This is a genomic window from Tardiphaga robiniae (assembly GCF_001618955.1).
Taxonomy (GTDB): Bacteria; Pseudomonadota; Alphaproteobacteria; order Rhizobiales; family Xanthobacteraceae; genus Tardiphaga; species Tardiphaga robiniae_A.
This window is the reverse complement of record NZ_LVYV01000034.1, coordinates 352392-375269: the sequence shown is the minus strand read 5'-3', so window position 1 is coordinate 375269 and position 22878 is coordinate 352392. Positions and strand designations below refer to the sequence as shown.

The following is a 22878-nucleotide window of genomic DNA, read 5'->3' as shown; positions in this document are numbered from 1 at the left end:
ACCATGCCCATGATCGACGCCGACGGCTGCCTGCTGAATGTCTCCGTGGAGGGCCGCGACAGCGGGCCGACGCTGATGATGTCGAATTCGCTCGGCTGCACCATGGCGATGTGGGAGCCGCAGATGCCGGCGCTGACAAAGCTGTTTCGTGTGATCCGCTACGATCGGCGCGGCCACGGCAAGTCCGGCATGAACGGCCCGACCTCGATGGAGCGCTATGGCAAGGACGTGCTGGCGATCCTCGACGACCTCAACATCGATAAGGTGCATTGGTGCGGGTTGTCGATGGGCGGCATGGTCGGCCAGTGGTTAGGCGCCAACGCGCCTGAGCGTTTCAACAAGATCATCCTGGCCAACACCAGCTGCTACTATCCGGATCCAACCAATTGGCACAACCGCATCAAGGCGGTGCGTGAGGGTGGCCTCGCCGCGGTGGCCGATGCCGTCATCGGCGGCTGGCTCACCGCCGACTTCCGCGAGCGCGAGCCCGAGACCACCGCGAAGATGAAGGCGATGCTGATCGCCTCACCGGTCGAAGGCTATCTTGCTGCCTGCGAGGCGCTGAGCACGCTCGATCAGCGCGCGCTGCTGCCCAAGATCAAAAGCCCAACGCTGGTGATCGCCGGCCGTCAGGACAACGCAACACCGGTTGCGGCTGGTGAACTGATTCGCAGCAACATCCCCGGCGCGAGCATGACGCTTTTGGACGCCGCACACATCTCGAACGTCGAACAGCCCTACGCCTTCACTGACGCCGTAGTTGGCTTCCTGACGCAGCGCTGAACGGAGACCTAAGATGGACGAGCAACAGCGCGCCGCCGAAGGCACCGCAAAACGCCGCAAGGTTCTCGGCAATGCCTGGGTCGACAAATCGGCCGCCGGCAAGAACGCATTCAATGCGGATTTTCTCGACCTGATCAGCCGCTACGCCTGGGGCGAGATCTGGACGCGGCCGCATTTCGATGATCGCACGCGCCGCGTATTGGTGATCGGCACCATGCTGGCGCTTGGACATTGGGACGAATTCCGCATGCATGTGCGCGCCGCCCTCACTGAAGGCGGCTTCACACCTGACGACATCAAGGAAATCTTGTTGCAGCAAGCGATCTATTGCGGCGTCCCGGCGGCCAATCACGCGACCAAGGAAGCCGGCGCGATCATTAAAGAGCTCGGGCTCGCTATCTAGAGCGTTTTCCAGCGAAGTGGGTACCGGTTCGCGTCAAGAAAACGCGTCAAAACAAAGAGCTAGAGCCTCGGTTCTGATTCTATCAAAACCGAAAAGGCTCTAGGCGACTTTTTGCAGAAGCTGTGTGTCGTTGGCTGCGTTGCCCGGTTGCCCGGGGTCAAGCTCCTGCGCCGCTTCGCGGCGCAGCGGCGGCTCGATCGCCATCAACACCGCGGTGCCCAGCAGCAGCAGCAATTCTGTGATGTGCAGCCGCATCGCGACGATCTCGCCGACTTTCGATGCCATCATCATGCTGGCGAACGAGATCGCGCCGCCGATGCCAAGCGCCATCATCAACGCCTCGTCGCAGCCGCCCGTCTTGCGGATTTTCGGCCGTGTGATGAACACCAGGAATACCGTGAAGAAAGCAACCACCGTCAGCTTGCCGACGACGAGCAGCCACGCATAGCGCACCGTGCCCATGCTGGAAAATTGCATGTAGTCGCTGAGAAACAGCGCCAGTGAAATATTGGGCCGCTCATAGAAGCCCTGGATCGGCGAGACCATGATGCGGAACGCGAAGATCGTCCAGGTCGGGATGAAATAGCAGGCGATCAGCGCGCCTGTGAACGTGCTGATCCGCCAGGTCTGGAACGTGCCAGCTTGGAGAGTTCCAACCTGATGGGCTCCGGCCTGGTCTGTGCTGCTCTGATCCATGACGTCGTCCACCGCTCTGCCGGCGACTCGCAGGAGTCGCACGCCTGCGCCGACGTAACGCCCGTTCAATCAGACGGACAACGTAAACCAATTGGTAACCTTAATTCGAAAATTGCCGGGATAACGGCGGCCCGGAATACGATCAGCACTCGCCAAACGAAAAGCCCCGCCTTTCGGAGGGGCCTTCCACATGGGTCGCTGAGAACGACCCAAATCTCGATTGATGTCGACCTGGCGGCCTATTTCTGGCCTTGCCGGCTCGGGTCCTGCTCATGGCCAGGATTTTGACCCCCGCCCTGCTGCTGGCCGGGCTTCTGGCCCTGCTGCCCCGGATTCTGGCTCTGCTGGCCTGGCTTCTGCTGACCGGGCTTTTGCTGGTTCTGATTGGACATTCTTCAATCTCCTGTGTTGAACCATTCAACGCCTGACAACGAGCGGCCTCGATGTTCGTTTCGGTTCCCGCGTGATGATTGCAAGGCCGTTGCACGGCGCAACTGTGACACCGGAACAGCCGCTAGTAAGGCGCGGATTTGTGTGCGCTGCGGCGCAAGCGAACGGACGCCAATCGCCGCGAAAAACAGCATGTACAGGCTACTTTAGCCGCATCGCCCCCTGTTGCCGCCTCCAATGGCCGCTGTTAGAAAACGATACAACGACGCAATGATCCGGCTGCCGGATCATGGTGGCGCCTCACTCGAATCCGGCAGCGCATGGATTATTTCGCCCAGCAACTGATCAACGGTCTCGTGCTCGGCTCCATCTATGGCCTGATCGCGATCGGCTACACGATGGTCTACGGCATCGTTGGCATGATCAATTTCGCCCATGGCGACATCTTCATGATCGGCGGCTTCATCGCGCTGATCACGTTTCTCATCCTGGTGTCGATCGGCCTCACCACGGTGCCGGTGATCCTGCTGCTGGTGCTGCTGGTGTCGATGGCGATTACCTCGCTCTACGGCTGGACCATCGAGCGCATCGCCTACCGTCCCTTGCGCCATTCCTTCCGTCTCGCGCCGATGCTGTCGGCGATCGGCATGTCTTTCGTGCTGACCAATTTCTCGCAGGTCGCACAGGGCGCCCGCGTCAAGCCAGTGCCGCCGATCATTACCGGCGGCTACACGCTGCACGAAGGTGCCGACGGTTTCGCCGTACGCTTGTCCAACATCCAGATCATCGTCGTCATCACCACCATCGTGCTGCTGGCGCTATTCACCTGGCTGGTGGCCCGCACGCGCCTCGGCCGCGACATGCGCGCCTGCGAACAGGACCAGACCATGGCCTCGCTGCTCGGTGTCGATGTCGACCGCACCATCTCCATGACCTTCGTGATCGGTGCCGCGCTCGCCGCCGTCGCGGGGATGATGTATCTGCTCTATTACGGCCTCGTCGATTTCTTCATGGGCTTCGTCGCCGGCATCAAGGCCTTCACGGCCGCCGTGCTCGGCGGCATCGGCTCACTGCCTGGCGCGATGCTCGGCGGCTTGCTGATCGGCCTGATCGAGACATTGTGGGCCGCCTACTTCTCCACCGAATACAAGGACGTCGCCGCCTTTTCGATTCTGATCGTGGTGCTGATCTTCCTGCCGACCGGCCTCCTCGGCCGTCCCGAAGTCGAAAAAGTCTGACGGGATCCAAGTGGCAGCAACCGCATCCCAAGCTAAAACTGCCCACGGTCTGAATACCGCATTCATCCTGAAGAAGGCCGTGATCTCCGCGCTTGTCGCGCTGGTGCTGTTCTCGCTGATGATCGGCATCCGCACCGAAGCCGGCTCCGACGGACAACTGACCTGGTGGACCCGCTTCGGCGATCTCGCCGCCATGGTCGCCGTGGTGTTCGGCGGCAGTATCGTGATGGAGTTGCTGCGCCACTGGTGGGGACCGGTGGAGACCGTTCGCGTCGTGCCGCCGTCGGCGCAGAAGGCGTTTTCCTTTGCCGGCCGCGCGCTGGTGCCCGCACTGCTGATCTTCGCCTTCCTCGTACCCGTGATCTTTTACGACGAGCGCTACATCCTCGATCTCGGCATTCTCGTGCTGACTTACGTGATGCTTGGCTGGGGTCTGAATGTGGTGGTCGGCCTCGCCGGCCTGCTCGATCTCGGCTATGTCGCCTTCTATGCCGTCGGCGCCTATTCCTACGCGCTGCTGGCCACCAATTTCGGCCTGTCGTTCTGGATCTGCCTGCCACTCGCCGGCATTCTCGCCGCGTTCTTCGGCGTGCTGCTCGGCTTTCCGGTACTGCGGCTGCGCGGCGACTACCTTGCCATCGTCACCCTGGCGTTCGGCGAGATCATCCGCCTCGTCATCATCAACTGGCAGACCCTCACCGGTGGCCCCAACGGCATCTCCGGCATTCCGCGCCCCACGATGTTCGGCATTCCGCTGACGCCGGGCGATGACGGCCTTGCTGCCCGCCTTGGCATCGAGTTCTCACCGACCCACCGCATCGTCTTCCTGTTCTATCTGATCCTCGCGCTCGCACTGCTCACGAACTGGGTCACCATCCGCCTGCGCCGCCTGCCGATCGGCCGCGCCTGGGAAGCGCTGCGCGAAGACGAAGTCGCCTGCCGCGCGCTCGGCATCAATACGACGACGACCAAACTCACAGCCTTCGCCACCGGTGCCATGTTCGGCGGCTTCGCCGGCGCGTTCTTTGCGACCCGTCAGGGTTTCATCAGCCCCGAGTCATTCACCTTCCACGAGTCGGCGCTGGTGCTGGCCATCGTCGTGCTCGGCGGCATGGGCTCGCAGCTCGGCGTGGCGCTCGCAGCGCTCGCGATGATCGGTGGCTTCGAGCTGTTCAGAGGGCTCGAGCAATTCCGCATGCTCGTATTCGGCGGCGCCATGGTGCTGCTGATGATCTGGCGCCCGCGCGGCCTGATCGGCCATCGCGCTCCGACCGTCTTTCTCGAACGCAACACGGCAATCTCGTCCGACCTCGTCAAAGAGGGGCATGGATGAACATCAACGACATCCTCAGCGTTGAAAATCTGACGATGCGCTTCGGTGGCATCGTCGCCGTCAACAATCTGTCCTTCACGGCCGAGCGCGGCAAGATCACTGCGCTGATCGGCCCCAACGGCGCCGGCAAGACCACCGTCTTCAATTGCATCACCGGTTTCTACAAACCGACATCCGGCACCATCAAGCTGCGCCACAGCGACGGTGAATGGCGGCTGGAGCGGCTGAACGACTTCCGCATCTCGAAGATCGCCAAGGTCGCGCGCACCTTCCAGAATATCCGGCTGTTTCCCGGGATGACCGCACTGGAAAACCTGATGGTGGCGCAGCACAACACGCTGATGCGCGCCTCGGGCTTCACGCTCCTCGGCCTGTTCGGCGTGCCCAGCTATCGCGCCGCCGAGAAGGCTGCGATCGACCTCGCGCGCTACTGGCTCGATCAGATCGGCCTGCTGGAGCGCGCTGACGATGCCGCCGGCAACCTGCCTTACGGCGACCAGCGCCGCCTCGAAATCGCGCGCGCGATGTGTACCGAACCCGCACTGCTGTGCCTCGACGAGCCCGCAGCCGGCCTCAACGCGCGCGAGAGCGCGGCGCTCAATGAGCTATTGCTGAAGATCCGCGCCGAACATGGCACATCGATCCTGCTCATCGAGCATGACATGTCCGTCGTGATGCAGATCTCCGACCATATCAACGTGCTCGATTACGGCGTGAAGATCGCCGACGGCACGCCGCAGCAAATTCGCGACAATCCCAAAGTCATCGCCGCCTATCTCGGCGCGGATGAAGAGGAAGCCATTGCAGTGATGGAGGGCGAGACGTGAGCGCTGCCCCCATGCTCGCCATCGCCGGCCTGCACGCATCCTATGGCAAGATCGAAGCGCTGAAAGGCGTCGATCTCGACATCAAGCACGGCGAGATCGTTGCGCTGATCGGCGCCAACGGCGCCGGCAAATCGACACTGATGATGACGATCTTCGGCAAGCCGCGGGCGCGCTCGGGCCTGATCACCTATGACGGGACGGACATTACCGACCTACCGACCCACGAGATCGCGCGCATGCGCATCGCGCAATCACCCGAAGGCCGCCGGATTTTCCCGCGCATGAGCGTGGCGGAAAATCTGCAGATGGGCGCCGACGTCAATGAGAGCAGTCCTGCCGAGCGCGCCATCAGCCTCGACAAGGTGTTAACGCTGTTTCCGCGCCTCAAGGAGCGCATGACCCAGCGCGGCGGCACGCTGTCCGGCGGCGAGCAGCAGATGCTGGCCATCGGCCGCGCGCTGATGAGCCGTCCGCGCCTGCTGCTGCTCGACGAACCCTCGCTGGGTCTGGCACCGCTGATCGCCAAGCAGATTTTCGACGCGATCCGTGTGCTCAACAAGCAGGACGGATTGACGGTCCTGATCGTCGAGCAGAACGCCAATCACGCGCTACGTCTGGCCCATCGCGGCTACGTCATGGTCAACGGGTTGATCACCCTGTCAGGCAGCGGCGCCGAATTGCTGAAGGCCCCGGAAATCCGCTCCGCCTATCTCGAAGGCGGCCGGCACGGCTGACGGATTGATATCCTTCATCGCATGACGATCGAACACGCACAGCGATGCAAACAATCGACACTATTCTGAAGGTAGAATGATGCGCCAATCGCGATTCCGTCACGGCGTCGCGTTTGTCTGCATTCGAACGGAACACGGGGACTTCCTATGAAATTCATCAAACTCATCGGTCTGACGGCGGGTGCGTCGATTGCGCTGGCGTCCGTTGCACTGGCACAGGATATTCCTGTCGCCGTCGCATCATCGATGACCGGCAGCGAATCCGCCTTCGGCCGCCAGTTCAAGAATGGCGCCGAACTCGCCGTCGCCGACATCAACGCCGCCGGCGGCCTGCTGAACAAGAAGCTGGCGCTGCAGGTCGGCGACGACGCCTGCGATCCCAAGCAGGCGCGCTCGATCGCCGAGAAATTCGCCAGCGCGCGCATTCCGTTCGTCGCCGGTCACTATTGTTCGTCGTCGTCGATCCCGGCCTCGGAAGCCTATGCCGACGGCAATGTGCTGCAGATCTCGCCGGGCTCGACCAATCCGCTATTCACCGAACGCAAGCTCGCCAATGTGCTGCGCGTCTGCGGCCGCGACGATCAGCAGGGTTTTGTCGCCGGCGAGTACATTGCCAAGACCTACAAGGGCAAGAATATCGCGATCCTGAACGACAAGACGACTTATGGAAAAGGCCTCGCCGACGAGACCAGGAAGGCGCTGAACAAGGCCGGCGTCACCGAGAAGATGTTCGAGAGCTACAACAAGGGCGACAAGGATTTTAATGCTATCGTGTCGCGCCTGAAGCGCGACAATATCGATCTGGTTTACGTGGGCGGCTATCACCAGGAAGCCGGCCTCATCGTGCGCCAGATGCGCGATCAGGGCCTCAAGACGGTGCTGATGGCGGGCGACGCCATCAACGACAAGGAGTTCGCCTCGATCACCGGCCCGGCTGCGGAAGGCACGCTGTTCACCTTCGGCCCCGACCCGCGCAACAAGCCGACCGCCAAGGCGATCGTCGACCGCTTCAAGGCCAAGAACATCGATCCCGAGGGCTACACGCTCTACACCTATGCGGCGTTCCAGGTCTGGTCGCAGGCCGTCGCCAAGGCCGGCACCACCGACACCAAGAAGGTGATGGACACGATCAAGGCCGGCGAATGGGACACCGTGCTCGGCAAGATGGCGTTCGACGCCAAGGGCGACATCAAGGCGATCGACTATGTCGTCTACAAGTGGGACGCCAAGGGCGACTACGCCGAACTGAAGCAGTAAGCCTGCCGGCCGCACCTCTCCCGCATAGCGAGAGGTGCGGCTCGCCTCACGTCATGATGTCGATGCCTGTGCCGACGTGACGCGACTGCCCACACCAGGGCGGTTTCGGCATCTTTTTTGATCCGCCGGAGCGGGCTCGCACAGCGAAAGCTCTTGCGACGACCTGCCGCAGCCGGACTCGCAGGCTGGCTGTTTGCGGCCGAAAATTGCCGATGACTCGGCATCAAAATAAGTTGAGAATGATCCTATCGTTCGGGCGGCCGGATTGCGTTTGTGGCCGAAAACTCTTTGCGAGGATCATCCCCATGAAACCATTGAATGTGATCGGCCTGGCCTTTGCCGCGTCGCTGCTCTCAACCGCAGCTTTTGCACAGGACATCAACGTCGCGGTCGCCGGCCCGATGACGGGCGGCGAATCGGCCTTCGGCCGCCAGATGAAGAACGGCGCCGACCAGGCTGTGGCCGATCTCAACGCCGCTGGCGGCGTGCTCGGCAAGAAGCTGGCGCTGCAGGTCGGTGACGATGCCTGCGATCCCAAACAGGCCCGCTCGATCGCCGAGAAGTTCGCAAGCTCCAAGATGCCGTTCGTCGCCGGCCACTTCTGCTCGTCATCGTCGATCCCGGCCTCCGAAGCCTATGCCGACGGCAACGTGCTGCAGATCACGCCGGCTTCGACCAATCCGCTGTTCACCGAACGCAAGCTCGCCAATGTGCTGCGCGTCTGCGGCCGTGACGACCAGCAGGGCCTCGTTGCCGCCGACTACATTGCCAAGAACTTCAAGGGCAAGAACGTCGCGATCCTCAACGACAAGACCACTTATGGCAAGGGTCTCGCCGACGAGACCAAGAAGGCACTCAACAAGGCCGGCTTTACCGAAAAGATGTTCGAGAGCTACAACAAGGGCGACAAGGACTTTAACTCGATCGTCTCACGTCTGAAGCGCGACAATATCGATCTGGTTTACGTGGGCGGCTATCACCAGGAAGCCGGTCTCATTCTGCGTCAGATGCGCGACCAGGGCCTCAAGACCGTGCTGATGGCCGGCGACGCCATGAACGACAAGGAATTCGCCTCCATCACCGGCCCGGCCGCAGAAGGCACGCTGTTCACCTTCGGCCCCGATCCGCGCAACAAGCCGACGGCGAAGGCGATCGTCGAGAAGTTCAAGGCCAAGAACATCGATCCCGAAGGCTACACGCTCTACACCTATGCAGCGTTCCAGGTCTGGTCGCAGGCCGTCGCCAAGGCCGGCACCACCGACACCAAGAAGGTGATGGACGTGATCAAGGCCGGCGAATGGGACACCGTACTCGGCAAGATGGCGTTCGACGCCAAGGGCGACATCAAGGCGATCGACTACGTCGTCTACAAGTGGGACGCCAAGGGCAACTACACCCAGATCGACGCGAAGGGGACGTGAGGCGTATTCGCGTCATCGCCGACCGCCGCTGCCACCCCACGACTGTTATCCCCGCGAAAGCGGGGATCCAGCAGACGCTGTCGTAGCGGCTTCACAACTAAAGCCGTTGTTTACTGGATCGCCCGGTCCAAGCGCGCAATTGCGCGCCAGGCCGGGCGATGACAGTTGAGAGTGTTGACGCCCGCCCCTACCCGAAATTCTGCAACACTGGAAACGTCTACAGCAGCCAGATGCTGGCATTGGACACCACGCCGGCTCCGGAGTCCGGACTGATCTAGCTGTGCCGCGCAGGACGATCGCGGCATCCATCCAGAAACAGCCTGACTGCGGCAGTGACACGCTCGCGCAGCTCCTTCTCCGATTTGACGATCTTACCGCTGAGGACCATGGCTCGCACAGGACCGTCGGCCACCGCGTAGACGAACTGCTCGGCGATGAAGCTGGCATCTCCTGATCGTATCTGTCCGTCGCGCATGGCGTTGGTGAAAATGCCGGCAATCTGCTCTCGCACGTGAAGGCCAGTCCCGTGATAGGCAGACGCCAGCTCCGGGAATTGATGTGCTTCGGCCATCACCAGCCGTTCCAGCGCGATGGCCGCCGGCGCGAGTGCGCGCTTTGAAAGCTCCAGTCCGAGTTTGACCAAGGTCGCTTCGATCGGACCGTCGCGATTGGAGTCGGTGACGGCCGGCTTGAGAAGGTCATTCGTCCCCTTCCGGATCACCGCCGCATACAGCGCCTCCTTGGAGGCAAAGCGGGCGTAGAAGGTCTGCTTCGAGATCCGGGCTGTCGCCGCGATCAGATCAACGCTGATCGCCTCGAAACTCGACTCCAGGAAGAGCCCTCTCGCCACCTCGACGATGTGGTCGGTAATGCGCCCGGCCTGTTCCTTCGTCGGCCGCCCGCTGCTTCGTGGCGCGGCTTTGCTCGGCTTGGCCTTGGCAACAGTCATCTTGGCTTTCTCTCCGGGGCATTCTCTGCACGCTTCCCGACTGCTTTTACCACCCGGCCCGCGCAATCGATCATTCGATTTCACCGCATATAGGCTTGCGACGGCGCACGGTAGAGTATAAATAGTACGGTATCGTTTGATTAATCTTGTAGAGGTAACGAAAGAGCGGCAGCCCTCGCGGGAATACGGGCTCCAGCGCTTTTCGTGATCCGAGGACCAGATATGAGACAGATGACATTGGTTTCCCGAATAGTTGTGCGTACCGCTCTCGCCATATGCCAGATGGCTCTCGTCAGCCCCGTCGCAGCAGCACCAGCCGATCCGAGCGGCACCTGGCTTACGGAGGATGGCCGCGCGCGCATACGCGTCGAGCGATGCGGATCGAAGCAGGAGCAAATTTGCGGCTATATCGTCTGGGCCAAAGAGCCCAACGACGCGAATGGGCAACCACTCAAAGACCTGAACAATCCGGACAAGACGAAGCAATTCCGACCCGTTCTCGGTCACCAATTGATCATGGGCCTGAAGCTCAACCCGGCGGGGCGCTTTGAAGGCCAGATCTACAATGCAGAGAACGGCAAATCCTACGAGATTTCGCTGTGGCGTGAGGCGATCGACCTGAAGGTCAAGGGCTGCATGATGTCGATTTTCTGCGCCACGCAGACCTGGACTCAAACCACGAATGCCGTGCCCGGACAGTTGGTGGGCATGACAGGCGATCCGAACGGCCCCAAGGCCGATAAAGAGTGGATGCAGAAGGCCCAGGCGAAACCGCCAGCGACGACACGCGCCAGTAAATAGCGGCTGCGGAGCTTCCGATACCACGTCGTATCGGTGCGGCCGCCTTCATTCGCATTGACCTCAAAAATCAAAACTGGAGTTTGAGATGTACACACTCTCGCGAGTGGACCGTCTGGCGGTCCTCGCGTTCTGCGCTGCCTTGACGGGGTGCGCAAGCATAGCGCCGGTGCCCTATTCGGATGTCGCTTCGTCATCCCAACTGGCACCGAATCCGTCCGATACGTCCGGACGTATTCCGTATCGCTACTCCACCACGGTGGACTGGCGCTCCTACAACAAGGTCATCATCGAACCGATCGTGATCTATCGGGGCGCGGATCAGCAATTCGGCGACATGACCGAAGAAGACAAGGCGTCGCTCGCGCGCACCATGCAGGCGCGGTTCGCGGAGAAGCTGGGCAGCCGCTTCGCGCTCGCCAATCAACGGGGGCCAAATACACTACGTGTGAGACTGACGCTGACTGGTGCCGTCAAGACCACGCCGGTGCTCGGCACCCTGTCACGGATCGACGTCGGAGGCCTCGTCTACAACGGCGTGCAAGCCGCCCGCGACGGCGAGGGATCGATGACGGGCTCGGTCATCTATGCCGTCGAGATCTTCGATGCGTCGACCTCCCGCCTGCTCAACGCGTTCGTTACCAAGCAATATCCGAAGCCGACCAACATCAAGGCAACCGTCGGACCGCTGACTGCGGCAGAAACCGGGATCGACCAGGGCGCAGATGCGCTGATCGCACAAATGAGATGATGCTGCGTCGTATCGGATTCGTCCCTGTCGCTTGATCAGAACAACATTGAACGAGTGTAGGATTTCATCTGTTACCAACAGACCGTCGGGTCTCGATAACGACGAGACGCCCGTGACCAAGAGCCGGCTCGCAGCAGGCTCTTGGTCTCGTCACGTTTGTCGCAGATCAATCGCGATCGGCCGAAGACATCAGCTTGAACAACTTAGAAATGATAGTTCACACCGACGGTGATCGTTTGGAATTTCTGGGTGCGATCCGGCAAGTCATCCTTTTTGAGGTTCCTGTAGAGATCGGTGTAGAGATATTCGACCTTGGCCGACCAGTTCTGCCGAAAAGCCCATTCAACGCCGCCACCAGCGGTCCAGCCGATGCGCATCTTGTCGATCCCTGAGTCCTTCACCTCTCCGAAAGCCATGCCGCCGGTGCCGTAGACGAGCAAATGTGAATCCATGAACGTCACGCCCGCACGACCGCGGCCCGTCCCGTAGAATGGCAAACTCACTTCGTTGATGCCATTGCGGCTCGTCTTGAGACCCGAAGCCATGAAGTCGTTTTCGATGCCGACCACGAACCGCGACGAGACCTGATAATTGTAGCCGACCTGAAGGCCGCCAACGACGCCATCGGCCTTGCCGCCGCTCGTTCCCAGATAGCTGTTGAAAGCATCGGTGCCGCTGAAACCGCCGCCCACGCTGGCGCCGGCATAGAAGCCGGTCCACGAAAAGGCTGCCGGCAACGCCGGCGCATAGACCGGATCGGCCTTGCGATACGGCAGATCCGCCGCATGCGCGACGCCCGCGGCAAGAACGACCGCCAGCACCAAAGCAGAACTCGCCTTCCAGTTATTCATCGAATTTTCGAGGGTCATGGACCCGGTCTCCCCACATTGCTGATCACCCAAGCTCGAAATGACCATCGGCCATTAATCAAACTATATCGTACTATTAATCTCTGCCATCTGAGACTGCAAGCCGAAATGCAAGGCATCGGATGATCGAAGCGCAATTCGGTCGGAGGTCGCGTCGTCAGCCCTGCCGGGCGCCGAAGCCGTCCGATGCATCACGATGGATTACATTCCGAAGCGGACGAGACATCGCTTCCCGATCACCGCGCACCCATACGCGACGCATAAGGCCGACGACGCGGCCACGAACACGCCGGTGCTCGGCGCGCTGTCGGGGCTCGATATCGGGGATCTGGTCTAGAACGGTGCGCAGAACGCCGTGATGGCGAGGGCCCGATAACAGGTTCGGCGATTGATGCGCCTAGCCGAAATTCTGCAGCGCGGGAAACGTTTCAAGCAGCCAGATACTGGCATTCGACACGGCGCCGGTGAGAAACGCGATACCGGTGATCACCATCAACACGCCCATCGCGCGCTCGACATGGACGAGATGCTTCTTCATGCGCGCGAACATACTGGAGAATTGCTCCACCATGAAGGCCGCGATCAGGAACGGGATGCCGAGGCCGAGGGAATAAACCGCGAGCAAGCCCGCGCCCTTAGTCACCGTTGCTTCTGCCGCCGCCACCGACAGGATCGCCGCAAGGATAGGTCCGATACACGGCGTCCAGCCAAACGCGAAAGCCAGACCCATCACATAGGCGCCCCACAGGCCAACCGGCCTGGGCATGCTCAGACGTCCCTCGCGCATCAGGAGACCGATGCGCGTCAGGCCAAGGAAGTGCAGGCCCATCAGGATGATCAGGATGCCGGCAACGATTGACAGTTCCGCCGCATAGGAGCGGATCACGCTGCCGACCAGGCTGGCGCTGGCGCCGAGCGCCACGAACACCGTGGAGAAGCCCAGCACGAACACGGCCGCCGAAATCATCACCGCGCGCTTCGAGGCCGCTTCCTGCTCGTCATCGGCAATATGCTCGATGGTCGCGCCCGTGAGATAGATGAGATAGGGCGGCACCAGCGGCAGCACGCAGGGCGACAGGAATGAGACAATGCCGGCAATCAATGCGGCGGGGATCGTGACATCGGAGATCATGCGGCTAGATGCACCGCTGACATGACGGGATGCAAGCGGGATGGATCAAATGCCCGCCACTTCCGGCTGTTGTGATCGCGCGTGATCGCGCTTTTTTTCCCCTCTCCCGCTTGCGGGAGAGAGTGGATCGAACCCTCTAGCGAAGCTTCGCTTCGCACGGGGGGCGAGACGGGAGAGGGCTTGCGCCAGACGCAGTCGTGCCCAGAATGCCCTCTCCCGCCCTCGCTACGCTCGGGCACCCTCTCCCGCGGCGCGCAGCTTTGCTGCGCTGGGGGAGAGGGAACGAAAGAAGCGGAACCGCCATGAAGAACCTGCTCACCGATATCGCCGGCGTTCGCGTCGGCCACGCGGACGACGCCAGACTGGCCTCCGGCGTCACCGCCATCCTGTTCGACAGGCCTGCCGTGGCCTCGGTGGACATCCGCGGCGGCGGACCGGGCACGCGCGAAAGCGCCCTGCTCGATCCTGTGAACACTGTGGACGCCATCCACGGTCTCGCGCTGGCCGGCGGCTCGGCCTTCGGGCTCGAAGCCGGCGGCGGCGTACAGGCCTGGCTCGCCGAACAGGGCCGCGGCTACCAGATCGGCAATGCCGTCATCCCCATCGTGCCCGGCGCGATCCTGTTCGACCTGCTCGATGGCGGCGACAAGAACTGGGGCCGCTTTCCGCCCTATCGCGATCTCGGCTATGCCGCCGCCGCGGCCGCCAGCGATGACTTCAAGCTCGGCAGCGTCGGCGCAGGGCTCGGCGCCACGACAGTCAACTACAAGGGTGGCATTGGCTCGGCCTCCGCCGTCACGCCATCGGGCGTGCGCGTCGCCGCACTCGCTGCAGTCAATGCGGTCGGCAGTGTCACGATCGGCGATGGCCCACACTTCTGGGCGGCGCCCTTCGAAGTCGGCAATGAGTTCGGCGGACACGGCATGCCGAACAAGTTGAAGCCCGAGGTGCTGGCGATGCGTATCAAGGGCGGACCGGCGGCAACCTCGATCGAGAACACGACACTTGCCGTCGTTATTACAGATGCGATCCTGACCAAGGCGCAGGCACGGCGTCTCGCCATGATGGCGCAGACCGGATTTGCGCGCGCAATCTATCCGGTGCATGCGCCGCTCGATGGCGACATCGTGTTTGCGGCCGCGACGGGCGAGAAGCCGATCGATCCACTGGTCGGACTCACTGAACTCGGCATGATCGCGGGTAATGTGATCGCCCGCGCCATTGCGCGTGGCGTCTATGAAGCGACGGCGCTGCCGTTTGCCGGCGCGCTTCCAGCGTTTCGCGACCGGAACTAGGTCATCGCTACGCAACCAATCGCATCGGTGATTGTTTCTATCCAGGAGACATTCGGAGGATTGCGATGCCGTCGACTGCGATTCGACACGTCACTTATGACCCGGTGAGTCGCGAAATGCGCGTCACCTTCACGAGCGGCCGTCGGTATGCTTATGCGCAGGTGCCGCCGGAAGTTCACGCGGCCTTCAGCAGCGCGGCGTCACGCGGTGTATTTTTTAACCACCGCGTCCGCGATCGTTTTACCTATCGTGAACTCCCGCGTTCGGGATCAGAGCGCAGATCAGGCGCTGATCGCCAGCGTCGACTTCGCATTTGAGATCTGCTGCGCCTGACGCGCGATCATCTTTTCGATCGCGTTATAGGACGAGCTTGCGGTTGATGACGTAGACGACGCCGGGACGGCCGTGGTCGAACTCACCGTCGATCCGTCCGCATAGGCGATAGACGTCGTGGTGCTGCCATCAGCATTCACCGTGGTCGTTGTGGTCGAACCAGCAGTGTCAGAGCCACCACCAGATCCACCGCCCATACCGCCGCCGCCGCCGGCGTGATGTGCCTTGCCGCCATTCAGCGCCGGGCTCAATTCATCGATATTGACCGAGCCGTCACCGTTCTTGTCGAGTTCGGCGAATACCTTGTCGGCATTGGCCGTGTTGGTGCCGCCGGCACCGAGCTTCTTCTCGAACTCCGCCTTGCTGATGCCGCCGCTGCCGTCGCTGTCGAGCAGCCCCATCAGCCTGCTCAGCGCTTCAGATCGTTTCGCCGAAGAGGCTGCCGTCGCGGGCTGGCTCTGGGCATCGAGCAGCGTGCTCATGGTGCCCGGGGCCAGCTTGTAGGAACTGTTCGTGCTGCTGGTGGCGGAGGTTGCCGTCGATGACGTGGCGCTCGCCGTCGACGTGCTGGCGACATCGAACGGGCTGGCGCTCTTCTGGGTGACACCGGTCGTGGTGGTCGCGGCCTTCGACTTCGACTTCGTGAGCGCCTGCAGCGCATCGATCGCGGTGGTGGCGGCAGCAAGGGCTGGCAGCATCGTCAAATTCCTGATCATGCCGCAGCGTGCGGCGTGAATTCCCTGGGGAATACGGAGCAAGCCCCATGCCACCGAAAAAAGTTCGATAAAACAACGGGCTTGGTCGCACGGGCCGCCCGCGTTTCCCGGCAAATCGTGCCCTTGCGGCAGAATGTGCCGGGACCATCCTGCTGCAGCGCGTCGATGGCGCGGCCGTGGCTGGCGCGTTGCCCGCACCCCGGCCCCATGTTACGCGAGGCGGTCCATTCGCTGCCGTCAGAAAACGTTCAGGAAAACCCCAGGATAATTCGATGTCCCAGAGCTTCACGCCCCGCCCGCTGGTGATCGCCCCGTCCATTCTGGCGGCTGATTTCGCAAAGCTCGGCGAAGAGGTCCGCGCCGTGGATACCGCCGGCGCCGACTGGATGCATCTCGACGTGATGGACGGCCATTTCGTGCCGAACATTTCCTACGGCCCCGACGTCATCAAGGCGATGCGCCCGCACACCAAGAAGATCTTCGACGCGCATCTGATGATCGCACCATGCGATCCCTATCTCGAAGCCTTCGCCAAGGCCGGCTGCGACCACATCACCGTCCATGCCGAGGCGGGCCCGCATCTGCATCGCTCGCTGCAGGCGATCCGCAATCTCGGCAAGAAGGCCGGCGTCTCGCTCAATCCCGGCACGCCCATCTCGGCCATCGAATATGTGATCGATCTCGTCGATCTCGTGCTGGTGATGTCGGTCAATCCCGGCTTCGGCGGCCAAGCGTTCATTCCGTCCGCGCTCGGCAAGATCTCGGACCTGCGCGCGATGACCGCGGGCCGTCCGATCGATATCGAAGTCGATGGCGGCGTGTCCGCTGCAGTCGCCGGACAACTCGCCGCAGCAGGTGCCAATGCCTTCGTTGCCGGCTCGGCCGTATTCAAGGGCGGCACGGTGGAAAGCTACAAGGCGAATATCGACGACATCCGCGCGGCGGCAGCGAATGCCCGCGGCGAGATGGTGTAGCGCCTCTCCCGATTCAAATTTCAAACAGCCACGCTTCCGCTGTCTCGCGGCTCAATGAGCCCGAGCTGTGCGGATCGTCTCCCCTCGAAACATGAGGGGTGGCGGCGCGCCGTGAGGCGCAAGGGGTGGTTTCTGTCGCGATCCGCTCCGCCGGAACGCCGGCAAGCTGCAACCGCGCAACGCCTCACGGCGCGCCACCGCGGCGATTTCTGTCCCCGGGACCGTTCTTCCGGGCAAAGGCGCAGAGCTCCGCACTCCGCTGATCCCGACGGTTTCCCGCCGTTCACCAATGCCACGTCCAGCCAGCATGAGTGGCAGACCCCCGTAGTGGGGCCGGACGGTGACCCAAGGCCTCCCGAGTGCGTGAGGGAACGTCTCCCTCCCGCCCGCAGGCGCCGCATCCCTGTTCCACCTCAAGACGCCTCATGAAGCGCCCCTCGCGAACCGGACAATTCAGATAATAGTCCTTAAAGGAATATTGTCAACACCTGCGAAGACCAATATGCGCATGAACTTTGCTCCGCGCAGCGCGACCAACCGGGATGACACAGCATTCAATCGCCGGCTTTCGCCGCTTCCTGCTCGCTCCCCTGCTCTCGTTCGCCCTGCTCGGCACGGCGCAGGCCGGTGATGCCGCCGCGCGCAAAGTGATCGGCTTCTCGCCGGACGGCACGCATTTCGCCTTCGAGCACTATACGCAGCTCTATGATGCGACCGAGATCGTCGCCGAAATCCAGGTGATCGACACGCGCACCGACGACTTTGCGAAGGGCACGCCCTTCTCCATTCGCACCAAAGACGATGACGAGCGCGAAGTGGATGCCGTGCGCGCCGAGCTGATGGCCAAGGCCAAGCCGCTGCTGGGCAAGCTTGGTATCACCGAGCCCGGCACGCGCTTCGCCGGCAAACCGTCGATGGATCTCGACGAGATCGGCATCTATCAGATGGACCCGAAGCCGCTCGCCGCCACGCAGACCATCACTTTGCCGGATGGCCGCAAGCTGGTGCTCACACTCTCCGATCAGGCGCTCGGCAAGGCGTCATGCTATGGCGCCGGCGGCCGCGGCACCTATGGCAGCGTCATCGTCACCGGCATGATCCTGCAAATGAGCATTGACGGCGCCGCGCCCGTCACCCTGGCGCAGGACAAGCAGTTACCCAAGCGCCGCCGCTGCGTGACCGCCTACGGGATTGCCGATGTCTATCATCATCAGGCCAAGGACGGCACGCAGACGCTGGCGGTGCTGGTCGAAACCGTGGATGCGCATCAGTTTCACGCCGGGCCGAACAGAAGATTCACGGCGGTAACGATGCGGCTGCCCAAGCCGTAATTTTAGCAGGCGCCCCCGCATAGAGCGAAGCGAACTTCCGGACGTGCCACGGCGCATTGAGACCTGCGATTGCGCAAACGTCCATCCGAACTACGGCACTCCTAATCTCTTTTTCTCGAAATCCAGATCGCCGTAGTTGGATCTGGCAAAGTTAACGGCACGCCATTCAATCCTAGAATAAAACTCCTCACAAGAATTCCATCAATCGAACGCTTCACATCATTCACATCCCATAAAGATCTTGCTTGCTCAACTTCAAAAAGCTCGGGCATTGCGGAGCTCAATTGCGATACGTCCTTTCCTTGAATTCCTTCGGCAAAAGACCTTCTAACGTGCCAAGCTAGAAGATCGGCGGCCTGCAGCGGCAAAGTGTTCTTTTCATCTCGATAAATTGGTCTTTGCCCGATGTACTCTTTGAGGTGGCTCGGCGCGACTTCTGCCCAGCCATCAAAACTTTCAAGCATTAGTCTGGAGGATTCCCCTCCCTCTTCATCGAAGACAAAGTCAATTTTTTCTCTGATGCCCTTTTCAGCTAAATATTTAACAGCAGACGCCATGATGGTATGAAACGCGAAGAAATACGGTCGGTCGTGGTATTTCTCGTTAAGCCGACCGACGGCGTAGTTTTTCCACCCGTCACTTGAGACAGCAAATATGATCGCAGAGATTGCGTGGCGGTTGACTATTGAGGGCAACATTCGAAGACGCGCGTCCCGCAACGCTTCATCCCACCCGGCAAATTGCCCACGCCGACTAAACGCTTCCGACATTTTAAAGTACTTAATTGCCTTCGGGTGGTCCAATGCGGCCTTCCATTCAATCGTGAAAGCTTCCCACGCGTCTGCCCTCGCAAGGTAGCCGGCCATTACGTAGACTGGGGAGTCGTTGATCGTTCCGCTTCCATCGATAAAGGCCAGCATTGGTCATCAACCATCGCGTACGACGCAGTTCGGAAAACTACGAATGAGCGTCAGAAAAGCTTCGTTGCTACGATCACGATAGCGCGCCCTTCTCCCTAAAAAATACCCCGCTCGCCGACATGAACAACATATTGCAGGGAATACTTTCTCCTCAGACCGCGGAATATCTGAATTCCGCCTTATCATGTTCAGGTGGCCTCCCCCGCCCCGATCTGCTAAAGCGCGGCGTAACCCCCAACAGTCAGAGACGTCGATGATCCCTCGCTATACCCGTCCGGAAATGGCCTCCATCTGGGAGCCGCAGACCCGCTTCAAGATCTGGTTCGAGATCGAGGCGCATGCCGCCGATGCGCTGGCGGAACTGGGCACCATTCCGAAGGATGCGGCGAAGACGATCTGGGCCAAGGCCAAGGACGCGACCTTCAATGTGGAGCGCATCGACGAGATCGAGCGCGAGACCAAGCATGACGTCATCGCCTTCCTGACCCATCTCGCCGAAATCGTCGGCCCGGAAGCGCGCTTCGTGCATCAGGGCATGACGTCGTCGGATGTGCTCGACACCTGCCTCAACGTCCAGCTCACGCGCTGCGCCGACATCCTGATCGCCGATATCGACCGCCTGCTGGCGGCGCTGAAAACGCGCGCCTTCGAGCACAAGATGACGCCGACCATCGGCCGCTCCCATGGCATCCATGCCGAGCCGGTCACCTTCGGTCTCAAGCTCGCTTATGCCTATGCCGAATTCACCCGCAACCGCGAGCGCCTCGTCGCCGCGCGCAAGGAAGTCGCGACCTGCGCGATCTCCGGCGCCGTCGGCACCTTCGCGCAGATCGATCCGCGCGTCGAAGAACATGTCGCCAAGGCGATGGGCCTCGTGCCGGAGCCGATCTCGACCCAGGTGATCCCGCGCGACCGCCACGCGATGTTCTTCGCCACGCTGGGCGTCATCGCCTCGTCGATGGAGCGCCTCGCGGTCGAGATCCGCCACATGCAGCGCACCGAGGTGCTGGAAGCCGAGGAATTCTTCTCCGAAGGCCAGAAGGGCTCGTCGGCGATGCCGCACAAGCGCAACCCGGTGCTGACCGAGAACATCACCGGCCTTGCCCGCATGGTGCGCGCCTATGTGACGCCGGCGCTGGAAAACGTGGTGCTGTGGCACGAGCGCGATATCTCGCACTCTTCCGCCGAGCGCATGTTCGGCCCGGACGCCACCGTGACCCTCGACTTCGCGCTGAACCGCATGGCCGGCGTGATCGAGAAGCTGCTGGTCTATCCCGCCAACATGCAGAAGAATCTCGACCGCCTCGGCGGCCTCGTGCATTCGCAGCGCGTGCTGATCGCACTGACGCAGAAGGGCGCATCGCGCGAAGACAGCTACAAGCTCGTGCAGCGCAACGCCATGCCGGTCTGGCGCGGCGAAGGCGACTTCCAGACACTGTTGAAGAACGATCCCGAGGTGAAGAAGTATCTCACCGACGACGAGATCTCCGAGAAGTTCGACCTCGGCTATCACCTCAAGCACGTGGACACGATCTTCAAGCGCGTGTTCGGCGCGAGCTGATCATTCGATGAGCCGCGTCGTCGCCGTATGTCTGCGGCGCGGTCATCACTTCAGCAAGACGCCAAGCCTGAGCATACGTTTGCTCAGCGGGCTCGGCGTCGAGGGCGATGGCCATATGGGCGCGACGGTGAAACACCGTTACGACCGCCGTCGCGATCCGACAAAACCCAATTTGCGCCAGGTGCATCTGATCCCGCGCGAGCTGTTCGACGAATTGCGAGCTGAGGGGTTCACGATCCAGCCCGGCGATCTCGGCGAGAATGTCACCACATCGGGAATCGACCTCGCAGCACTGCCGACCGGCACGCGGCTGCATCTCGGCACGCATGCGATCATCGAACTCACCGGCCTGCGCGAGCCCTGTGTGCTGATGGATCGCTTTCAGGAGGGACTGAAGGCCGCGACGCAAGATCGCGATGCGGAAGGCAATGTCATCTGCAAGGCCGGAGTGATGGCTGTGGCTGTCGCAGATGGAGACGTCAGGCCGGGCGACGCGATCAAGGTTGAGCTACCGGCCGGAGCGCGGCAGCCGCTAGCGCCGGTGTAACAAGTCGAGATGTGTGAGAGCGCTCCCTCTCCCCGCTCCCGTGCGAAGCGAAGCTTCGCTAGGCGGGGAGAGGGGTGGGGTGAGGGGCGAGGCACGGCCTATCCCACGCGTTTCGCTCGCGGGTCGAAGATTCGCGCTTCGAAAGAGAACGATGCGGGGCTGGCCGCGTGCCTTGCCCCTCACCCGCCGCGAAGACGCGGCGACCTCTCCCGCGTAGAGCGGGGAGAGGTTAAGACAGAGGCCCCCAGCCCTTCCCGAAAAAGCCCGAATGCCCCTGTCTTGATTGCCAGACCCGTAGCAACCCCGCAGTAACCATCCTCCCCTAGGCTCTCATGATGCCGACGCGTCCCACCATCCTTGTGTTCGACTCCGGTCTCGGCGGCCTTACCGTCCAGCGCGAGATCGCCAAGGCGCGTCCGGATGCCCGCTATGTCTATGTGGCGGATGACGCGTTCTTTCCCTACGGCCAGCACACCGAGGAGGCGCTGATCGGCCGCGTGGTGCCGCTGATGGGCGAGCTGATCGTTGCGCACCGGCCGGATCTCGTGGTGATCGCCTGCAACACCGCCTCGACGCTGGTGCTCAGCCATCTGCGCGCCGCCTATGCCGTGCCCTTTGTCGGCACCGTGCCGGCGATCAAGCCGGCCTGTGCGCGCTCGGTCAGCAAGCGCGTCTCCGTGCTCGGCACGTCGGGCACCGTGAAGCGCGAATATACCCAGACGCTGATCCGCGAATTCGGCGGCGGCTGCATCGTCACGCTGGTCGGCTCCGCCGAACTCGCCGCACTGGCGGAAGGCGCACTCGGCGGCCAAGGTATCGACGACGCCGAACTGTTTCGAGAGATCGCGCCCTGCTTCGTGCAGGACGCCGCCGGTGCCCGCACCGACACGATCGTGCTCGCCTGCACGCATTACCCGCTGTTGCTCGACCACCTCAATCGCATCGCGCCCTGGCCGGTGGCATGGATCGATCCGGCCCCGGCAATCGCACGCCGCGTGGTCGGCCTGATCGGAGATCATCAGCCCGGCGTACCGCCCGGCGATGCCGTGCTGCTCTACACCTCCGGCAAGCGCCATGCCTGGCCGGAAGCGCTGGCGCCGTTCTTCGGCGGACAGGTCGCGGCATAGTCCGCGGCATCTCGACTTTCCCTCGCGCGCTGCTAGCCTTGCGGCGCGCCGTTCCGAAAAGAGAACGGCAAAGGGAGACCGACATGCTCAGGACCAGCTTTCTCAAAGCACTCTTCATCGGCGCGGCGATCACGGCCTGCGCCGGTGCTGCCAGCGCGCAAGGCATCAAGCGCACGCCGCTGCAGGACATCAAATATCCCGCCGGCCATCGCATCGTGACGGTCGTGGCTGAACTCGGCCCGAACCAGCTCGCCGGCCGCCATACCCATCCGGGTGTCGATACCGGTTACGTCCTCGATGGCGACGCGACACTGATCGTCGAGGGCCAGCCAGACCAAACGCTCAAGCCCGGCGATTCCTATGCCGTCCCGGCCGGAATTCCGCATGACGTGAAGACCGGCGACAAGGGCCTGAAGATCATGGCAGTCTATGTCGTGGAAGACGGCAAGCCGGTGGCGACGCCCGCGCCGAAATAACAGGATCCCATTTGACG

General features: G+C 62.0%; 26 protein-coding genes. 19 read left to right on the top strand and 7 right to left on the bottom strand.

Annotation, left to right across the window (positions count from 1 at the left end; all coding sequences use genetic code 11):
• Positions 1-3 precede the first annotated feature (3 nt).
• Both pcaD and A4A58_RS21825 read left to right on the top strand, forming a co-directional pair.
• The gene (pcaD, locus tag A4A58_RS21830; RefSeq protein WP_068736024.1) at positions 4-783 is read left to right on the top strand and encodes a 3-oxoadipate enol-lactonase; all 780 of its coding nucleotides are present in this window, start codon (positions 4-6) and stop codon (positions 781-783) included.
• Positions 784-796: 13 nt separating this feature from the next.
• Positions 797-1186, top strand: a complete 390-nt coding sequence (locus A4A58_RS21825; RefSeq protein ID WP_068736021.1) for a carboxymuconolactone decarboxylase family protein — start codon at positions 797-799, stop codon at positions 1184-1186.
• Between the two features lie 99 nt (positions 1187-1285).
• On the opposite strand, the gene A4A58_RS21820 is transcribed toward A4A58_RS21825, so the two are convergent.
• Both A4A58_RS21820 and A4A58_RS31170 read right to left on the bottom strand, forming a co-directional pair.
• On the bottom strand, positions 1286-1882 hold the full coding sequence (locus A4A58_RS21820; RefSeq protein ID WP_192855924.1) for a hypothetical protein: 597 nt from the start codon (positions 1880-1882) through the stop codon (positions 1286-1288).
• 239 nt (positions 1883-2121) lie between these two features.
• On the bottom strand, positions 2122-2274 hold the full coding sequence (locus tag A4A58_RS31170) for a hypothetical protein (RefSeq protein ID WP_165826979.1): 153 nt from the start codon (positions 2272-2274) through the stop codon (positions 2122-2124).
• Positions 2275-2592: 318 nt separating this feature from the next.
• Here A4A58_RS31170 and A4A58_RS21815 point away from each other — a divergent pair, with 318 nt between their 5' ends.
• From A4A58_RS21815 to A4A58_RS21790, 6 genes are all read left to right on the top strand, one after another.
• Positions 2593-3510 (top strand): ABC transporter permease subunit, encoded by a 918-nt coding sequence (locus A4A58_RS21815; RefSeq protein ID WP_068736019.1) that lies wholly within the window; start codon positions 2593-2595, stop codon positions 3508-3510.
• 10 nt (positions 3511-3520) lie between these two features.
• Positions 3521-4843 (top strand): high-affinity branched-chain amino acid ABC transporter permease LivM, encoded by a 1323-nt coding sequence (gene livM, locus A4A58_RS21810; protein WP_086937111.1) that lies wholly within the window; start codon positions 3521-3523, stop codon positions 4841-4843.
• On the top strand, positions 4840-5670 hold the full coding sequence (locus A4A58_RS21805; protein ID WP_068736015.1) for an ABC transporter ATP-binding protein: 831 nt from the start codon (positions 4840-4842) through the stop codon (positions 5668-5670). The genes livM and A4A58_RS21805 overlap by 4 nt, the downstream gene beginning before the upstream one ends.
• Positions 5671-5681: 11 nt before the next feature.
• Complete coding sequence (locus tag A4A58_RS21800; protein ID WP_068736013.1) at positions 5682-6404, top strand: ABC transporter ATP-binding protein; 723 nt, start codon at positions 5682-5684, stop codon at positions 6402-6404.
• A 147-nt stretch (positions 6405-6551) separates the two neighbouring features.
• Positions 6552-7661: a branched-chain amino acid ABC transporter substrate-binding protein gene (locus A4A58_RS21795; RefSeq protein ID WP_068736011.1), complete on the top strand. Its 1110-nt coding sequence runs from the start codon at positions 6552-6554 to the stop codon at positions 7659-7661.
• Positions 7662-7966: 305 nt separating this feature from the next.
• Entirely contained in the window at positions 7967-9082 is a 1116-nt protein-coding gene (locus A4A58_RS21790) for a branched-chain amino acid ABC transporter substrate-binding protein (RefSeq protein WP_068736008.1), read from the top strand.
• A gap of 274 nt (positions 9083-9356) precedes the next feature.
• Here the strand turns inward: A4A58_RS21790 and A4A58_RS21785 are convergent, their stop codons facing one another.
• On the bottom strand, positions 9357-10031 hold the full coding sequence (locus A4A58_RS21785; protein ID WP_068736006.1) for a TetR/AcrR family transcriptional regulator: 675 nt from the start codon (positions 10029-10031) through the stop codon (positions 9357-9359).
• 222 nt (positions 10032-10253) lie between these two features.
• On the opposite strand from A4A58_RS21785, the gene A4A58_RS21780 reads away from it, so the two are divergent.
• On the top strand, positions 10254-10832 hold the full coding sequence (locus A4A58_RS21780) for a DUF2147 domain-containing protein (RefSeq protein ID WP_349509584.1): 579 nt from the start codon (positions 10254-10256) through the stop codon (positions 10830-10832).
• A gap of 85 nt (positions 10833-10917) precedes the next feature.
• Complete coding sequence (locus A4A58_RS21775; protein ID WP_068736002.1) at positions 10918-11580, top strand: DUF3313 domain-containing protein; 663 nt, start codon at positions 10918-10920, stop codon at positions 11578-11580.
• A gap of 203 nt (positions 11581-11783) precedes the next feature.
• Here the strand turns inward: A4A58_RS21775 and A4A58_RS21770 are convergent, their stop codons facing one another.
• The gene (locus A4A58_RS21770; protein ID WP_068736001.1) at positions 11784-12449 is read right to left on the bottom strand and encodes an outer membrane protein; all 666 of its coding nucleotides are present in this window, start codon (positions 12447-12449) and stop codon (positions 11784-11786) included.
• A 196-nt stretch (positions 12450-12645) separates the two neighbouring features.
• Between A4A58_RS21770 and A4A58_RS30860 the strand changes: the two genes are divergently transcribed.
• Entirely contained in the window at positions 12646-12786 is a 141-nt protein-coding gene (locus tag A4A58_RS30860; RefSeq protein ID WP_158005720.1) for a hypothetical protein, read from the top strand.
• A gap of 60 nt (positions 12787-12846) precedes the next feature.
• On the opposite strand, the gene A4A58_RS21765 is transcribed toward A4A58_RS30860, so the two are convergent.
• Positions 12847-13581, bottom strand: a complete 735-nt coding sequence (locus A4A58_RS21765; RefSeq protein ID WP_068735999.1) for a cytochrome c biogenesis CcdA family protein — start codon at positions 13579-13581, stop codon at positions 12847-12849.
• A gap of 302 nt (positions 13582-13883) precedes the next feature.
• On the opposite strand from A4A58_RS21765, the gene A4A58_RS21760 reads away from it, so the two are divergent.
• Together A4A58_RS21760 and A4A58_RS29755 are read left to right on the top strand one after the other, a co-directional pair.
• Complete coding sequence (locus tag A4A58_RS21760; RefSeq protein WP_068735997.1) at positions 13884-14876, top strand: P1 family peptidase; 993 nt, start codon at positions 13884-13886, stop codon at positions 14874-14876.
• Positions 14877-14941: 65 nt separating this feature from the next.
• Positions 14942-15193 carry a KTSC domain-containing protein gene (locus A4A58_RS29755; RefSeq protein ID WP_081421991.1) on the top strand — a complete coding sequence of 84 codons (252 nt, stop codon included), beginning with the start codon at positions 14942-14944 and terminating at the stop codon, positions 15191-15193.
• On the opposite strand, the gene A4A58_RS21755 is transcribed toward A4A58_RS29755, so the two are convergent.
• Complete coding sequence (locus A4A58_RS21755; RefSeq protein WP_068736317.1) at positions 15158-15907, bottom strand: EF-hand domain-containing protein; 750 nt, start codon at positions 15905-15907, stop codon at positions 15158-15160. The genes A4A58_RS29755 and A4A58_RS21755 overlap by 36 nt on opposite strands.
• 290 nt (positions 15908-16197) lie before the next feature.
• Here A4A58_RS21755 and rpe point away from each other — a divergent pair, with 290 nt between their 5' ends.
• Together rpe and A4A58_RS21745 are read left to right on the top strand one after the other, a co-directional pair.
• Complete coding sequence (gene rpe / locus A4A58_RS21750; RefSeq protein WP_068735995.1) at positions 16198-16899, top strand: ribulose-phosphate 3-epimerase; 702 nt, start codon at positions 16198-16200, stop codon at positions 16897-16899.
• A 542-nt stretch (positions 16900-17441) separates the two neighbouring features.
• Positions 17442-18230, top strand: coding sequence for a DUF2259 domain-containing protein (locus tag A4A58_RS21745; protein ID WP_068735993.1), 789 nt, complete (start codon positions 17442-17444; stop codon positions 18228-18230).
• Positions 18231-18331: 101 nt separating this feature from the next.
• Here A4A58_RS21745 and A4A58_RS21740 read toward each other — a convergent pair whose 3' ends face one another.
• Positions 18332-19150 (bottom strand): DUF3800 domain-containing protein, encoded by an 819-nt coding sequence (locus A4A58_RS21740; protein WP_068735991.1) that lies wholly within the window; start codon positions 19148-19150, stop codon positions 18332-18334.
• A gap of 253 nt (positions 19151-19403) precedes the next feature.
• On the opposite strand from A4A58_RS21740, the gene purB reads away from it, so the two are divergent.
• The 4 genes from purB (at position 19404) to A4A58_RS21720 (ending at position 22861) form a co-directional block, all read left to right on the top strand.
• The gene (gene purB, locus A4A58_RS21735) at positions 19404-20711 is read left to right on the top strand and encodes an adenylosuccinate lyase (RefSeq protein ID WP_068735989.1); all 1308 of its coding nucleotides are present in this window, start codon (positions 19404-19406) and stop codon (positions 20709-20711) included.
• Positions 20712-20718: 7 nt separating this feature from the next.
• Positions 20719-21258 carry an MOSC domain-containing protein gene (locus A4A58_RS21730; RefSeq protein ID WP_068735987.1) on the top strand — a complete coding sequence of 180 codons (540 nt, stop codon included), beginning with the start codon at positions 20719-20721 and terminating at the stop codon, positions 21256-21258.
• A gap of 335 nt (positions 21259-21593) precedes the next feature.
• Entirely contained in the window at positions 21594-22385 is a 792-nt protein-coding gene (gene murI, locus A4A58_RS21725) for a glutamate racemase (protein WP_068736315.1), read from the top strand.
• A gap of 83 nt (positions 22386-22468) precedes the next feature.
• The gene (locus tag A4A58_RS21720) at positions 22469-22861 is read left to right on the top strand and encodes a cupin domain-containing protein (RefSeq protein ID WP_068735985.1); all 393 of its coding nucleotides are present in this window, start codon (positions 22469-22471) and stop codon (positions 22859-22861) included.
• The last annotated feature ends 17 nt before the right edge of the window (positions 22862-22878 follow it).

What these genes read in the sequence shown, in the direction of transcription:
- A4A58_RS21790 (WP_068736008.1), top strand. Translation starts at nt 7,967, where the DNA reads ATGAAACCATTGAATGTGATCGGCCTGGCCTTTGCCGCGTCGCTGCTC.
- purB (WP_068735989.1), top strand. Translation starts at nt 19,404, where the DNA reads ATGATCCCTCGCTATACCCGTCCGGAAATGGCCTCCATCTGGGAGCCG.
- A4A58_RS29755 (WP_081421991.1), top strand. Translation starts at nt 14,942, where the DNA reads ATGCCGTCGACTGCGATTCGACACGTCACTTATGACCCGGTGAGTCGC.
- A4A58_RS21785 (WP_068736006.1), bottom strand. Translation starts at nt 10,031, where the DNA reads ATGACTGTTGCCAAGGCCAAGCCGAGCAAAGCCGCGCCACGAAGCAGC.
- A4A58_RS21795 (WP_068736011.1), top strand. Translation starts at nt 6,552, where the DNA reads ATGAAATTCATCAAACTCATCGGTCTGACGGCGGGTGCGTCGATTGCG.
- A4A58_RS21760 (WP_068735997.1), top strand. Translation starts at nt 13,884, where the DNA reads ATGAAGAACCTGCTCACCGATATCGCCGGCGTTCGCGTCGGCCACGCG.
- A4A58_RS31170 (WP_165826979.1), bottom strand. Translation starts at nt 2,274, where the DNA reads ATGTCCAATCAGAACCAGCAAAAGCCCGGTCAGCAGAAGCCAGGCCAG.
- A4A58_RS21820 (WP_192855924.1), bottom strand. Translation starts at nt 1,882, where the DNA reads ATGGATCAGAGCAGCACAGACCAGGCCGGAGCCCATCAGGTTGGAACT.
- A4A58_RS21805 (WP_068736015.1), top strand. Translation starts at nt 4,840, where the DNA reads ATGAACATCAACGACATCCTCAGCGTTGAAAATCTGACGATGCGCTTC.
- A4A58_RS21770 (WP_068736001.1), bottom strand. Translation starts at nt 12,449, where the DNA reads ATGACCCTCGAAAATTCGATGAATAACTGGAAGGCGAGTTCTGCTTTG.
- A4A58_RS21765 (WP_068735999.1), bottom strand. Translation starts at nt 13,581, where the DNA reads ATGATCTCCGATGTCACGATCCCCGCCGCATTGATTGCCGGCATTGTC.
- A4A58_RS21800 (WP_068736013.1), top strand. Translation starts at nt 5,682, where the DNA reads ATGCTCGCCATCGCCGGCCTGCACGCATCCTATGGCAAGATCGAAGCG.
- A4A58_RS21780 (WP_349509584.1), top strand. Translation starts at nt 10,254, where the DNA reads ATGAGACAGATGACATTGGTTTCCCGAATAGTTGTGCGTACCGCTCTC.
- A4A58_RS21815 (WP_068736019.1), top strand. Translation starts at nt 2,593, where the DNA reads ATGGATTATTTCGCCCAGCAACTGATCAACGGTCTCGTGCTCGGCTCC.
- A4A58_RS21730 (WP_068735987.1), top strand. Translation starts at nt 20,719, where the DNA reads ATGAGCCGCGTCGTCGCCGTATGTCTGCGGCGCGGTCATCACTTCAGC.
- rpe (WP_068735995.1), top strand. Translation starts at nt 16,198, where the DNA reads ATGTCCCAGAGCTTCACGCCCCGCCCGCTGGTGATCGCCCCGTCCATT.
- murI (WP_068736315.1), top strand. Translation starts at nt 21,594, where the DNA reads ATGCCGACGCGTCCCACCATCCTTGTGTTCGACTCCGGTCTCGGCGGC.
- A4A58_RS21755 (WP_068736317.1), bottom strand. Translation starts at nt 15,907, where the DNA reads ATGCTGCCAGCCCTTGCTGCCGCCACCACCGCGATCGATGCGCTGCAG.
- A4A58_RS21775 (WP_068736002.1), top strand. Translation starts at nt 10,918, where the DNA reads ATGTACACACTCTCGCGAGTGGACCGTCTGGCGGTCCTCGCGTTCTGC.
- A4A58_RS30860 (WP_158005720.1), top strand. Translation starts at nt 12,646, where the DNA reads ATGGATTACATTCCGAAGCGGACGAGACATCGCTTCCCGATCACCGCG.
- A4A58_RS21720 (WP_068735985.1), top strand. Translation starts at nt 22,469, where the DNA reads ATGCTCAGGACCAGCTTTCTCAAAGCACTCTTCATCGGCGCGGCGATC.
- A4A58_RS21745 (WP_068735993.1), top strand. Translation starts at nt 17,442, where the DNA reads ATGACACAGCATTCAATCGCCGGCTTTCGCCGCTTCCTGCTCGCTCCC.
- pcaD (WP_068736024.1), top strand. Translation starts at nt 4, where the DNA reads ATGCCCATGATCGACGCCGACGGCTGCCTGCTGAATGTCTCCGTGGAG.
- A4A58_RS21825 (WP_068736021.1), top strand. Translation starts at nt 797, where the DNA reads ATGGACGAGCAACAGCGCGCCGCCGAAGGCACCGCAAAACGCCGCAAG.
- A4A58_RS21740 (WP_068735991.1), bottom strand. Translation starts at nt 19,150, where the DNA reads ATGCTGGCCTTTATCGATGGAAGCGGAACGATCAACGACTCCCCAGTC.